This is a genomic window from Polyangium fumosum, from assembly GCF_005144585.1.
Lineage (GTDB): Bacteria > Myxococcota_A > Polyangia > Polyangiales > Polyangiaceae > Polyangium > Polyangium fumosum.
Map to the genome: position 1 here is coordinate 85,994 of NZ_SSMQ01000047.1, position 13,115 is coordinate 99,108.

Here is a 13,115-nt window from a genome sequence, read left to right on the forward strand (position 1 = left end):
CCAAGGTTCTAACGTGGAGCTCCGCGTGGCCTGGCGGAGCCCCTCAAGTTCGAGCGAAAGGTATCACGGCGTCACGGGCGTGGGCGGCGGGGCCGGGGCCGCCTTGCCGTCTTCGGCGGGCACGGGCGTCACGCCGAAGGCGATCTTCGTGATTCCGGCTCGCTTCAGGAGATCGAGCGCGTGAAGCACGCGGCCGTGCTGGACCGTCTGCTCTGCGCGGATGACGGCGCGCAGATCGGGCGTCTTCGCCTGCGCCTCCTTCGCGAGCGGGAGCGCGGCGTCGTCGTTCGGCAGCTTCTTGCCGTCGATGACCATGTCCCCGTTCGCGCGGAGCTCGACGCTGAAGACCATCTGCACTTCTTGCCCCGACGCGGCCTTCGGCAGGTCGAGCGGCAAGGCCTGCGACACGATGATCTTCGCCGTCACCATGAAGATGATCAGGAGCACGAGGGTGATGTCGACGAGGGGGGTGACGTTGATCCCCTCGACCATGTTCTCCTCGTTGTTGGAGCTCGACCCAGCCATCAGCCGTTCTCCTCGCTGGACTCGTCCTCGTCCTCGCCCTTCTTGGCGGCCTTCTTGTTCTGCGCGCCGTTCGTCTTCGCGGGCTTCGCCTCGGCCTTCCTGTTCGCGGACACGGCGAGGGCGATGTCCTCGACCGCCTCCTCGAGCGCGCTCTCCTTCTCGCCGTGCAGGTGCGCGAGCAGCACGCGCGTGAGCGCGTCGGTGTTCGCGATCGTCGAGCGGATGAGCCGCTGGAAGTAGTTGTTCGCGGCGACGGCCGGGATGGCGACCGCGAGGCCGACGGCCGTGGCGACGAGCGCCTCGGCGATGCTCGACATGACCTGCTGCGGCGCCATCGCCGCGGAGGCGGCCTGCGCGAGCGGCTTCTCGGCGGCCTTGCCGAGCGCGTCGAACGCGCCGACGACGCCGATGACGGTGCCGAAGAGGCCGATGAACGGAGCGTTGTTGCCGAGGGTGCCGAGGTAGGCGAGGCGCCGCTCGAGCTTCATGCGCTGGAGGGCGAGCGCGCCGGCCATCGCCTCCTCGGCGGCCTTCGGCCCGCGATCAGCCTCGACGAGGCCTGCCTTCACGACGGCCGCCTCGGCCGAGGGCGAGGCCTCCATGCGCTTCTGCGCGGCCTCGATTGAGTCCTTCAGCGCGTTCCGCAGATCCCGCGCCAGCACGACCACGTCGTCCCGCAGCGACCAGAAGAACCAGGCGCGCTCGAGGATGATCGCGACGCTCACCACGGAGAGCCCGATCATGAGCCACATGACCCAGGCAGCGCCGAAGCCGACCATGATGCGCTGCAGCCACTCGATGAGATTCATCTTCCGGTTGTGCCTTTCCGTCGTGGGCCGTTGCAGCCCTGGCTTTTGATCTGTTCACACGCCCTCTCGACGAGGCTCGAGGTGGGCGCGAAGGGGCGCTAAGCGGAACCCGAAGGCTCGGAGGAGGACTCGTCGCCTTCTTCGCCACTGTCCGCGTCGCTTTCGCGGAACGTCGCATCGGCGATCTGACAAGCGGTGGCGAGGACCGTTGTGGCGTAGCCACCCTTCGGTAGCACAAAAGAAACGGTGAGCCCGCCGGATGCGTCAATCGGACGCACCGAGAGATCAGCGACCATGAGCCGCAGGGGCCTTCGGGTGCCCTCGCCGAGGGCGCGGAAGGACTCGAGTCGGCTCGCGTCGGGCAGCACCGTGGCGAGCACCTCCCGCTCGATGTCGCGCGGCGCGCCCTCGGGCCAGCGCATCTTCGCGCCGAACATCGGCCCGGTCGGTGAGATGGCCCCAGCCTCGGCCCGCGCCTTCGCGTCGTCGAGGTCCCGCCCTTCCGCGGGCACGGCAAAGATCCCGCCAGAGTCGTGTTTCTTCGCGATGTCCCCCGGGAGCACGGCGGCCCATGTTCCGGCCGCCACGCGCCGCGCGAGCACGTCGTTGAACAGGATCGACTGCAGGGCCGAAAACAAGAACCGCTGCTCGCGCCGGTCCCTCGGCCCGCGCTCTTCGCCGCGCAACCAGGCGAGCGCCCGCGTCGGGTTCTGGCCGTCGCGCCCGAACCGTTGCGGGCCAAACGAGTTCGGCACGCCCACGCGGCCGGCCTCCACGAGCCGCTCGCCGACGCGGGCAGCGTCGTCGCCGGCGAGACCTCGCAGCGTGATCGTGAACCGGTTTCCCACGAGGTGCCCCGGCTTCAGCTTGTTCCCGTGCCTGCTCGCGCCGAGGATCTCGACGCCCGGCAGCGACACCTGCGCGAGCTTCGCCTCCGCGTCCTCCGCGATCGGCACCTGGATCGAGATCGTCTGCGTGGTGATCGCGTGACGGTCCTTCATCCCGGCGAAGCCCGTGCTGCGGGCGTCGGCGCCGAGGGCGCGGGAGAGGTCACGCACGACGTCGAGCGTGTTTTTTCCGGTCTTGCGCAGGGTGACGTAGAGGTGCTCGCCCTTGCCGCTCGGCGCGTACGCGGGGATCTCCTCGACGACGAAGTCCTCGGGGCTCGTACGGATCTTGGCGATCGGGAGGGGCGCCTGCATGGGCGGCAGAGGTTGACCGAAAACCGGGGCCCGTCCAAGCGGCCACGGCGCATTTGCCCCCGCCGGAAGCTTTCGGTATGAGTCGACGAGGCGGCTCGCTCGTCCTTCGTGGAACCATGAAGCCCAGCGTCTTTTTCCACTCTCCGCGAGCTTTGGGCCTCGCGGCTGTCGCGCTCCTCGCGGCGACCTTGCCGGCGCCTTCGGAGGCGGAGGCCAAGGGCAAGAAGTGCCCCGAGGGCATGGTGAGCGTCGCCGGCAAGTACTGCATCGACACGTACGAGGCGCACGTCGTCGAGATCGTCGGCAAAAACAAGACGAAGGGGCACTCGCCGTACCAGTCCGTCGCGGGCCTGCGCGTGAAGGCCGTGAGCAAGAAGGGCAAGGCCCCGCAGGCGTACATCAGCCGCAATGAGGCCGAGGAGGCGTGCAAGAACGCGGGCAAACGGCTCTGCGTGGACGACGAGTGGATCGGCGCCTGCAAGGGCAAGAAGCCCACGACGTTCCCGTACGGGAGCGATCGCGTCTCCGGCAACTGCAACGACGGCGGGTATTCCTCGTTCAACGCGCTTTACGGCGTCGCCGGCGGCCCGCCGCCGCAGGAGGCGTACACGTTCGCGAACATGAACGACGAGCGCCTCAACCAGATGAAGGGGACGCTCGCGAAGAGCGGCGCGTACAAGAAGTGCCGGTCGAGCTACGGCGCCTTCGACATGGTCGGCAACCTGCACGAGTGGACGGCCTCGAAGACGGGCACGTTCCGCGGCGGCTACTACCTCGACACGCACCAGAACGGCGACGGCTGCGACTACAAGACGACCGCGCACAACGCGCGCTACCACGACTACTCGACGGGCTTTCGCTGCTGCCAATAGCGGGCTGCCGAGACGCTTGCTGCGCGCCTGGCGCTCGCGGCGCTTCTCGACAGCCTGCTGGGGTCAGAGCTCGTGCGGCATGAGATCGCGCGGGCTGCGCCAGTACTGCAGCGGCGAGTACGCCAGCATGTTCGACACGCGTGACGTGTAGATGCAGGCGAACTCCTCGACCTGATCGCCGAAGCTGCTCGGCTCGATCGACTCCTTGAGCAGCGAGCCCCAGTAGGGGTGGAAGCGCTGATCGATCTCGCGTTCGAGCTTCGTCGCCTCCGCGTCCACCGAGCGCAGCATGCCGCGGATCCGCTCCACGGCGCGCTTCGCCCGGCCGCGCTCGGCCTCGTACGAGATGCCGCTCCCGCTTCCGCTCCCGTGCCCGTTCTTCGCCGCCTGCGCCGCGTCCTCGATCTTGCGCGTCAGGTCCTTGTACCGCTGCTGGTAGTACCGGAGCTGATCTTCGAGCTCGTCCCGTCGCTGCTCGAGCTCCGCGCTCTTCTGGTGCTCCTCGCGGCACATCTCGTGCGCGATCACCTCGGCTTCCATCTCCTGGATGATCATCGCCGTGCGCCAGGCCGACTCTTTTTTGGACCTCAAAATGTCGCCGTAGATGTGATCGCCGACGTAGAGGATCCGGTCGCCGCCGATGCCGAGCGCGGCTTCGAGGTCGTGCAGGTTGCCGCCCTCGTAGATCACGCCTCGTTCGAGCGGGTACGTCGCGGGGCGCAGGTTCTCTCCGTCCCGCTCGAGCAGCGGCCTGCGCTCCTGGAAGAACGCCGGCTTCTGCGCCGCCACGATGATCAGATCGAAGTAGTGGCGGAAGCTCGGGTACTCCGGCATCGCGTCGCCGAGCAGGTACGTCATCATCCGCTCGGTGTACGGCCAGCGCGAGTTCGTCAGCAGAAACAGCCGTTTGCCCGCGGAGCGGAGCTTGTGCAGCGTCGGCGCGAGCAAGGGGTCGCGCTCGATGAACCGCGGCAGATCGGAGAGCACCACGTCCAGGATGGATCCGTCGCGATGCGCCTCGTCGATGCACTCGCGGATGTCCGTGAACAAGGTCGCGTAGTCGAGCTCGATCCGTCGCGCCTCGAACGCCTCCACGATCCCCGTGTAGAGCGCGACCTCGCTCAGCGCGTAGAGCGTGTCGATGAAGTGGTAGCGGCCGGTGTTCGGCTTGACGCGCTTCTGGTGGTAGAGCGAGCGCAGCTCCTCTTTCGTGAGCTCGCGCAGGCCGTGGTAGCCTTTGTGGACCACCTTGAAGCGGTCCATCTTGAGGACGTTCCCGGCCTTCTTGTCGATCAAGAGCCCGCGGATCGGGAAGTCGATGGGCCAGGTGATCCCGCGGAGGACGTCCTCGTCGTAGCCGCGCCTGGCGAGCTTGGGGATCACGGCGTCGATGGACAGCTTGTCCATCTCGACCTGGTTGTAGATCGCCAGGGTGTAGTCCATGTCGAACCCCACCCAGTCGATCCCCGCCATCTTCAGATTGCGGTTCACGAACACCCGCCGCGTGCGCGGGATTCGCGCCGGCGCGGTCGGGGTGAGATGCCCCTCGAACGGTAGAGAGAGCTGTTCGAACGCCACGGGACCCGCAGCCATCCTACCTCATCCGCAGCACATAGGCGCGCCGTCCACGTTGCACGCGTGCGTTCTTGTTCCAGCCCGCTCTTCCTCGCTTGCTCGTCCGCCTTCTCCGTGAGCCCGTGCCCGTTCGGCCTGCGTGCGCTATCGTCCGCCGGCACCTCCGTCCCAGGCAGCGATGACGAAGAACAGGGAGAGCGGCCCGCTGCGGCGCCCCACCTCGTGGTGGCTCGGGATGCTGCGCAAGCGGGCGGAACGGATGTACGAGGAGAAGCTCGATCTCGGGGAGCCCATCGTGTGGACCTCCGAGGCGGAGCGGCAGGCGGCCATCGCCTTCTTCAACGCGGCCTTCCGCGCCGAGGAGTCGGGCCTGCGCCAGGCCCACGAGCTCGCGGACGAGATCGCCACGTGGGATCCCGAGCTCGCCGCGTGCCTGCGCCTCTACGGCGACGAGGAGGGCTGGCACCGCGCGCTGCTCACCGAGTTCCTCGCCTACCTCGGCGGCGAGGTTCGCCCCATGGGCCGCGTCACCGGCACCTTTTACCGCATCTACGGCCGGGCCAAGCGGATCGAGACGATCGTCCTCACGAACCTGATGTTCGAGACCATCGGCTCGACGACCTACCGCCTCGCCTTGCGCCGCGCGCGCCACCCGGCCGTGCGCCACATGCTGACGATCCTCACGCGCGACGAGTCCTTCCACGTCCCGCTGAACGTCCACTTCCTCCGCGAGACCCTCGCGCGAAACCCCGGCACCTCGCGCCTGCGCCTGCAGGTGATCCACGACGTTCTCTACGTCGCTCTCTTGCTCTCGTCGTACGCGAGCCGCCGCCGGGCCGAGGCCTTCGACCACATCCCGTTCCGCGTCCTCTGCCGCGCCTACGCCGAGCACCTCGCGCGCCTCTTCGTGAAGGAAGACGACCTCCGCCTGCGGCCGCCGCGCCTCCTGCTCTGGCTCTTCGGCTTCACGGACGAAGCGCTCCGCGAGGCCGAGGACACGTCGGCCGTGAGCGTGCGCGCCGCGGAGGCCGCCGTGGATCGCGAGCGCGTCGTGGTCTCGGCGTTGTGAACGTCGCGGCCATTCGCACCCGTGGCCTCGGCCGCGTGCACGACGGCGGCCGCGACGCGCGCCGGGCCCTCGTGGACGTGGAGATCGTCATCGAAGAGGGCGAGTTCGTTTGTGTCCTCGGCCCGAGCGGATCGGGCAAGAGCACCCTGCTCGCCGTGATCGGCGGGCTCGATCGTGGCTACGAGGGGCAGGTCGAGCTCTACGGGCAGGACCTCGGCCGGATGAGCGACGCCGCCCTCGCGCGGCTGCGCGGCGAGCGCATCGGCTTCGTCTTCCAGCACTTTCACCTGCTGCATCACCTCACCGTGATCGAGAACGTCACGACGCCCGCGCTCTTCGATCCACGCGGCGACGAACATGCGTGCCTCGCCCGCGCGAAGCAGCTCCTCGAGCGGCTCGGCCTCGCCGATCGTGCCGGCGACACGCCCGCGGAGCTCTCGGGCGGGCAGCGGCAACGTGTCGCGATCGCGCGGGCGCTCCTCCGCAAGCCCAAGCTCCTCCTCTGTGACGAGCCCACGGGCAACCTCGACGCGGACACGGGCGCGCGCATCATCGAGCTCTTCGAGGAGCTTCACCGCGAAGAGGGCCTCACGATCGTGGCCGTCACGCACGAAGAGCGCCTCGCGCGCGCCGCGACACGCATCCTCCGTTTGAAGGAGGGCCGCGTGGACACCTCGAACGAGGAGCCTGCATGAAGCTCGCCGCCCTGGTCCGCCTCGTGCGCCGCGACCTCGCCCGCGCGCGCCGCGCGCTCGCCGGCAGCGCGTTCGGCATCACCGCGGGCACGGCCACGCTCGTGTTTTTCCTCGCCCTCGGCCTCGGCGTGCGCGCCGTCTTGCTCGGCGAGGTCTTTCCCATCGATCGGATCGAGCTCGAACCACCGAAGGCCAAGGATCCAGGCTTGCTCGGCTTGCTCCTCGGCGGCGGCGGCGAGCCCCCGGGCATCTCGCCCGACGACGTCGCCAAGCTCGGCGCGCTGCCCGGCGCCTTGCGGGTCCGCCCCAAGCTCTCGTTCGCCTTCCCCGCGAGCGCGCGTGGCGGCCGCGAGATCATCGGCCACGACGTCGGCGCCGGCGAGCTGCCCGGCGACGGCATCGATCCCGCGCTCGCCGCGAACGACGTGAAGCCCGGCCTCTTCGTGGATCCGCTCGACACGCCCGGGCCCGCCTGCACCGACGACGCCGTCTGCACGGGGGGCGCGTACTGCGAGCGCGCCACCGATGCCGCGGAGGGCCGTTGCTCCGCGCCCGTGCCCGCGATCGTCAGCCGTTACCTCGTCGAGATCTTCGACAAGAGCATCGCGCCTGCGCACGGCTTTCCCGCCGTCGGCGAGACGCTGCTCGGCCGCGCGCAGGGCCTCACCTTCACGATTCGCCTCGGCGAGAGCCTGCTCGGCCGGGCCAAGCAGGGCAGCCCTCGCACCATCAAGGCGCGCATCGTGGGCATCTCGGGCAGCGCCACCGACCTCGGCCTCACGTTCCCGCTCGGCGTCGTGCGCCGCTGGAACCGCGAGTTCGGCGGGCAGCGCGCGGCCGAGCGGTATTCGAGCGCCGTCGTGGAGGCGAGCTCCGGCGCCGAGGTCGCGGGCATCATCGACGCGGGGGCGCGCATGGGTTTGTCCCCGAAGGACACCCGCGCGCGGGACGTAAGCGTCCTCGTCTCCGGCGTGATGGCCTTGCTCTCGCTCGTCGCGGGCATCGTCCTCGTCGTCAGCGCGTCGAGCATCACGCAGACCTTCCGCGCCCTCGTCCTCGAGCGTCGCGCCGAGATCGCCCTCTACCGCGCGGTCGGCGCCACGGCGGGCGAGATCGGCGCGTGGACGGTCTCGCTCGCGGCCGTCGTGGGTCTCTTCGCGGGCGCCGTGGGCCTCCTCGTCGCGCGGATCCTCGCGTTCCTCGCCGACGGGGCCGCGGCCGAGAAGCTCCCGGACTTCCCCTTCAAGCCCGACACCTTTTTCGCGTTTCCCTGGTGGCTCTGGCTCCTCGGAATGGGATTTTCCATTCTGTTTTCGGTCCTCGGCGCCATCGGCCCTGCGCGGGCCGCCGCGAAGGTCGATCCGGCGCGGGCGCTCGCCGGCAGCTAAATCGACGCGACCCCGTCACACTTCACCGCGCTCTGCCGATGAGGGGATAGCACCATGCTTCGATCCCTCTGGCTCCTCCTCCTCGCCTCGATCCTCCTCGTTGCGACCTCGGCCCAGGCTGCTGAGCCGCTCGTCGTCCACGTCGTCGTCCCTCTTTGCTCGAATGAGCAGATTGATTGCGGCAGCAACGTCGCCGGTGATCCCGACCGCCTCGACACGAACCTCTACTGGGGCGCCGCCTTCGGCCATCGCCGCTTCTTCGACCGCAAAAAGAGCGGCTTTTCTCGCGTCGACGTCATGGGCGCCGAGGGCGCGCGCCTCGAACGCGTGGTCTATCGCCGCAACGTCTCGGCCGAGCCGTTTGGCGGCAAACCCGGCGACACGATCGAGCAAATCATCGTCCTCGACGCCTACCACGGCGATTCCATCGACCGCGCCGTCGAGGCGTTTTGGCGCCTCGCCACCCGCGGCGGCCGGATTCGTTTCCGCGACGGCAGCAACGAGCGCGACGTGCGCATTTCGGTCGCCGGCTACGCGGGCCACAACCGCCTCATGGATGGCGTGCGCCTCTCGCCGCCGCCGGGCCCCGAGGAGCGCGCCCGCGCCATTCCTTCGTTCGTCCTGGCCTGTGACTCCGAGCCTTATTTCGGCCCCGCCTTGCGCGCCGCCGGGTCGGAGACGTGGCTCATGACGCGCTCCCTCATGGCCCCCGAGGGGTACGTCCTCGACGCCGTCGTCACCGCGATCGGCGAGCATGCGTCCCCCACCACCATTCGTGAGCGCGCCGTCGCCGCGTACGCCAAATGGCAAAAGCTCTCCCACGGCGCCGCAGGCACCATCTTCGCAAAACCCCAGTGATTGCCGCCCGCCCCGCGGATTCGAGCCTATCGATTCCCTTTTTTGACCTCGAACAGATGCGCGCCGTACGCCGGTAGCTCCACGTAGAGCCCGCGCCGATCGTCGAGCAGCTCGTCCCCGCTGCGCCGGTATTCCTCGCCGCCGATGCGATCGACGAGCCGCACGTTCCTCCCCGCGATCCCCGCCAGATCCAGCGTCAGCGTGCAATGCCCGCGGGACGGGCCGAGGTTCACCACGACGACCACGGCGCTCGTCCGCGCATCCCAGCGATACGCGACGAACGAGTCGAAGCTCGTGCTCCCCGGCCCCGCGGCGCGCGGCGAGAGCAGCGCGAAACGACCGCGCCGGAGGACGTCGAGCTTCATCGCGTCGAGCAGCGCGTGGTGAAACGCGAGGCTCGCCTCGTCCACGCGTTCGTCCGCGCGCCGCGCGAGCTGCACCGGCGCCCGGATCTTCCGTCCTTCGAGCTGCCCGTCGTGGAAAAACCGCATCCCCGGCGTGGTCCCGAGCAGCACCGTGGCCGCCTTGCGCCGATCGGGCGGCAACGCGGACGCGATCCGCGGCTCGTCGTGGTTCTCCAAGAATCGCGCCGAGCGCGCCTGGTAATCGAACGACCCGGAGAGGTGCCCGCGCACCGCGCGCGCCGAGCCGTGCAGGAGCCGGTCGTACATGCTCTTGTCGTACGTGTAATCGAACCCGAGCGTCTGCAGCCGCCATTCGAGGTCCCAGTACGCCTCGGCGAGCAGCACGAACGTCGGATATCGCTCCCGCACGGCGTCGATCGCCTCGGCCCAGAACTCGCCTTCGGCCTCCCGCGTCCCCTCGGCCCGCCGCGCGTGGGCCCACGTCCGCTGAAATACGTCCGAGAGCACGAGCATCGCCATGTCGCACCGCACGCCGTCGCAACGCGACGCGACGTCGAGCAGCGCGTCGATCGACGCCTGCCGCGTCTCGGCGGCGCGGAAATCGAGCTGCGCCGTGTCGGTCCACGGCGGGAAATACGGGTCCTTCCCGCAGGCGATCTGCCCGTTCGCCTCCCGCACGAAGAGCTCTGGCCGCTCCGTGATCCAATGGTGATCCCGCGCCAGATGATTCGGCACGAAATCGAGCAGGAGCCCGATTCCACGCGCCCGGAGCTTCTCCCGCAACACGGCGAGCGCCGCGTCCCCGCCGAGCGAGGGATCGACCGCGTACCGCGCCACCGCGAACGGCGAGCCGATCACGTCCGCCTGCCCGAGATCGGGCAAGGCCCGCTCGTATTCGGCGCGGAGCGACGGCATCTCCCGCGCGATCTTCGGCCCCACCTCGCCGAGGGTCCACACGCCCATCAGGTACACGTAATCGAAGCCGAGCCGCGCGAGCCGATCGAGCTCCTCGTCGGGCACGTCCGCGAGCGTGACGCGCGCGCCCTTCACGCGGCCGAGATCGTAGAGCCACATGCGCGCGAAGATCTCGTAGAGGGCCGGGCTGTGGACGCTCGTATCACCAAAGATCATCGGTTCCTCCCCCCGAGCAGGGCGCCATTTCCTGCGCGACCTCCGCCGGGACATACCCCTCTTCGTCGAGGCCACGCCGCGCATGATAAGCCTTCATCGACCGGGCGAACCCCTCGCGCTCGATACTCCGCGCCCTTCGCCGCGTCGCGTCGTCGAGCGGCACGTGTTCTGCGCACCGGCGGCCGAGGTCGACGTGCGGGGTTCGACGCCCAGGGCGGCGAGCGCTTCGCCGAGCGAGCGCGCGACGGCCTCGATACGCCGCACGTCCAGCACGCAGCCGCGCCACGCCGTCGTGCTCGATGGTCACCACGCGGCAAACCTACCAGCACACTGCACACGCCCCTCGATTCTCACGAGGTTTTTCCTCGCCAGGACCTTTGACGCATCCCGTCACGAACATCCTTGGAAATTCGTCGCTTGACGATGCGTGGCTTCTCATGGTTTCACGTCCAACGAAGGCCGTGGGTCATTCCGGCAGCCCGCGCACGCGTTTTCGCGGGCCGGGGCGGTCATGAAAGCCACCACCCCCATCGGCGGAGGTCAGCGCGATGCAACTTCGTAGGCGACAGCTTCCCCTCTTCCTCTCGATCCTCGCGGCTCTCTTCCTGTTCGGCGGCAGCGCCTTCGCCGAGGACTGGAAACTCACGGGCTCCGGGATCCGGGTCAAGACCGTGGTCCTCGTCGACGTGAACGTCTACCAGATCTCGCACTTCATCAAGGGCGCCGTCGAGAAGTCGAAGAAGGCCGTGATCGACGCGGACATCGACAAGAAGTTCGAGTGGACGATGAAGCGCGACGTGGATCACGAGAAGGTCGTGCAGACGCTGCGCGATGCGTTCGCGATGAACGGCTACGCGGACAAGGGCAAGATCGACAAGTTCCTCGCCGCCTTCTCCCGCGAGCTCAAGGAGAACTCCAAGATCACGATCGTGTACGACGCCGCGAAGAAGGCCACGACGGTCTCCGTGGGCGGCGGCGGCAGCGCGACGGTCGACGGCGTCGACTTCATGAAGGGCGTTTGGGCCATCTGGTTCGGCAAGATCGACCAGCCGAAGCTCGGCGACGCGCTCATCAGCAAGCTGTGAACGAAGACGCGGCGCCCTCGGCTCCGCGCAAAGAGGCCGGCTGCTCGTCACGACAAGCGACGACGCCGGCCTTCGTTTTTCCCGGCCTCCTTGCCCGCCGCGGCCCACGGCGACAAGCTCCGCGCCTCGCATGGCCCGCGCCCTCTTTTCACACTCAGGGCTACGCTCGGACGAGCCGAGCTGCGCCCCGAACCCCTTCACCCAGCGAACCGACTGGGATCGCACCGAAAATCCGCTGACCACGCTTCTCGCCGCCGCCGCGCGCGCGGGTCGCGAGCTCACCGACCTCACGGAGTCGAACCCCACGCGCGCCGGGATCGTCGACACGGAGCCGCTCGTCGCCCTGCTCGGCCATCCCCGCGGCGCGACGTACGCGCCGATCTCGCTCGGCCACCCGAAGGCCCGCGCGGCCGTCGCCGCCTCCTTCCACGAGCGCGGCCTGCCTGCCCGCGAGGATCGTGTCGTCCTCAGCGCGAGCACCAGCGAGGCGTACACGTGGCTCTTCAAGCTGCTCTGCGAGCGCGGCGATCGGGTGCTCGTCCCGGCGCCCTCGTACCCGCTCTTCGAGTTCCTCGCGCGGCTCGAAGACGTCGAGCTCGCCGCGTACCCGCTCGTCCGCGAGGAGGGGTTTCGTATCGATCTCGGCGCGCTCGATCGTGCCGCCGAAGAAGCGCAGGGCCACGCGCGTGCGATCGTCCTCGTGCACCCGAACAACCCCACGGGCACGTTCGTGCGTCGCGACGAGGCGGCCGAGGTCGGGAGGATCGCCGCGCGTCACGGCATGGCGCTCATCGTGGACGAGGTCTTCGCCGAGTATCCGCACGGCGCGCTGCCCGCGGATCGGCTCCCGAGCTTCGCGGGCGAGCGCGAGGCGCTCACATTCGTGCTCGGCGGCCTCTCGAAGAGCCTGCTCCTCCCGCAATGCAAGCTCGGCTGGACGCTCGTCTACGGCCCCGACGCGCTTTGCGACGAGGCGATCGCGCGGCTCGAGCTCATCGCGGACACGTACCTCTCAGCCTCGACGCCGGTCCAGCTCGCGCTCCCGGAGCTGCTCGCTGCGCGCGCCTCGGTGCAAGGGCCCGTCCGCGCGCGGACCGCGGAAAACCTCGCGGCGCTCGACCGCGCGCTCGTGGCCGCGGGGGAGGACGCCGCGGTCCGGCGCCTGCCCACGGACGGCGGCTGGTACGCGATCCTCGAAGTGCCGCGGACGCGCGACGAGGATGCCTGGGTCGAAACGCTCGTGCGAGAGCACGGCATCGTCGTGCATCCGGGGTATTTCTTCGACATGGAGCGCGAGGGGTTTCTCGTGGTCAGCCTGCTCCCGCGCCCCGAGGTCTTCGCGCGGGCGATCGAGATCGTCGTCACGTCCGTCGCGAAAGGTTGAGCGCCGCGACGGATCGCCTAGGATGCGCCGCATGGTGCGTCGTGAGGAGATCGACCAAACGGCCGGGACACCGGTTCGAGGGTCGGTCTTGCGCTGCACGTCTCCAACGGGTGAGAGTCCCGTCCGGGTAAGCGCCGGAGCGCCCGGTAGCAGGCCC

The 13,115-nt window shown here is 69.1% G+C and carries 12 protein-coding genes; 7 read left to right on the forward strand and 5 right to left on the reverse strand.

The annotated features are described in order from the left end of the window. Nucleotides 1-63: 63 nt before the first annotated feature. The 3 genes from E8A74_RS34735 to truD all read right to left on the reverse strand — a co-directional run bounded on the left by E8A74_RS34735 (nt 64) and on the right by truD (nt 2,536). Nucleotides 64-525, reverse strand: a complete 462-nt coding sequence (locus E8A74_RS34735; protein ID WP_136933371.1) for an ExbD/TolR family protein — start codon at nt 523-525, stop codon at nt 64-66. Further along, entirely contained in the window at nt 525-1,334 is an 810-nt protein-coding gene (locus E8A74_RS34740; protein WP_136933372.1) for a MotA/TolQ/ExbB proton channel family protein, read from the reverse strand. Before E8A74_RS34740 ends, E8A74_RS34735 begins: the two co-directional genes overlap by 1 nt. Nucleotides 1,335-1,432: 98 nt before the next feature. Next, nucleotides 1,433-2,536, reverse strand: coding sequence for a tRNA pseudouridine(13) synthase TruD (gene truD, locus E8A74_RS34745; RefSeq protein ID WP_136933373.1), 1,104 nt, complete (start codon nt 2,534-2,536; stop codon nt 1,433-1,435). 116 nt (nt 2,537-2,652) lie between these two features. Here truD and E8A74_RS34750 point away from each other — a divergent pair, with 116 nt between their 5' ends. Continuing rightward, on the forward strand, nt 2,653-3,408 hold the full coding sequence (locus E8A74_RS34750) for an SUMF1/EgtB/PvdO family nonheme iron enzyme (RefSeq protein WP_170229589.1): 756 nt from the start codon (nt 2,653-2,655) through the stop codon (nt 3,406-3,408). Between the two features lie 63 nt (nt 3,409-3,471). On the opposite strand, the gene E8A74_RS34755 is transcribed toward E8A74_RS34750, so the two are convergent. Next, nucleotides 3,472-4,986 carry an HAD-IG family 5'-nucleotidase gene (locus E8A74_RS34755; protein WP_136933375.1) on the reverse strand — a complete coding sequence of 505 codons (1,515 nt, stop codon included), beginning with the start codon at nt 4,984-4,986 and terminating at the stop codon, nt 3,472-3,474. Between the two features lie 175 nt (nt 4,987-5,161). On the opposite strand from E8A74_RS34755, the gene E8A74_RS34760 reads away from it, so the two are divergent. The 4 genes from E8A74_RS34760 to E8A74_RS34775 are packed head-to-tail and all read left to right on the forward strand — an operon-like array spanning nt 5,162 to nt 8,993. Then, nucleotides 5,162-6,052, forward strand: coding sequence for a ferritin-like domain-containing protein (locus E8A74_RS34760; RefSeq protein ID WP_136933376.1), 891 nt, complete (start codon nt 5,162-5,164; stop codon nt 6,050-6,052). Then, on the forward strand, nt 6,049-6,747 hold the full coding sequence (locus E8A74_RS34765) for an ABC transporter ATP-binding protein (protein ID WP_211365512.1): 699 nt from the start codon (nt 6,049-6,051) through the stop codon (nt 6,745-6,747). The genes E8A74_RS34760 and E8A74_RS34765 overlap by 4 nt, the downstream gene beginning before the upstream one ends. Further along, on the forward strand, nt 6,744-8,135 hold the full coding sequence (locus E8A74_RS34770; RefSeq protein WP_136933377.1) for an ABC transporter permease: 1,392 nt from the start codon (nt 6,744-6,746) through the stop codon (nt 8,133-8,135). Before E8A74_RS34765 ends, E8A74_RS34770 begins: the two co-directional genes overlap by 4 nt. 54 nt (nt 8,136-8,189) lie before the next feature. Further along, nucleotides 8,190-8,993, forward strand: coding sequence for a hypothetical protein (locus E8A74_RS34775; RefSeq protein ID WP_136933378.1), 804 nt, complete (start codon nt 8,190-8,192; stop codon nt 8,991-8,993). Nucleotides 8,994-9,019: 26 nt separating this feature from the next. Here the strand turns inward: E8A74_RS34775 and E8A74_RS34780 are convergent, their stop codons facing one another. After that, nucleotides 9,020-10,489, reverse strand: a complete 1,470-nt coding sequence (locus E8A74_RS34780; protein ID WP_136933379.1) for an alpha-amylase family glycosyl hydrolase — start codon at nt 10,487-10,489, stop codon at nt 9,020-9,022. 548 nt (nt 10,490-11,037) lie between these two features. Between E8A74_RS34780 and E8A74_RS34785 the strand changes: the two genes are divergently transcribed. After that, nucleotides 11,038-11,574 carry a chalcone isomerase family protein gene (locus E8A74_RS34785; protein ID WP_136933380.1) on the forward strand — a complete coding sequence of 179 codons (537 nt, stop codon included), beginning with the start codon at nt 11,038-11,040 and terminating at the stop codon, nt 11,572-11,574. A gap of 130 nt (nt 11,575-11,704) precedes the next feature. Next, nucleotides 11,705-12,958: a pyridoxal phosphate-dependent aminotransferase gene (locus E8A74_RS34790; RefSeq protein WP_136933381.1), complete on the forward strand. Its 1,254-nt coding sequence runs from the start codon at nt 11,705-11,707 to the stop codon at nt 12,956-12,958. Nucleotides 12,959-13,115: the final 157 nt, after the last annotated feature.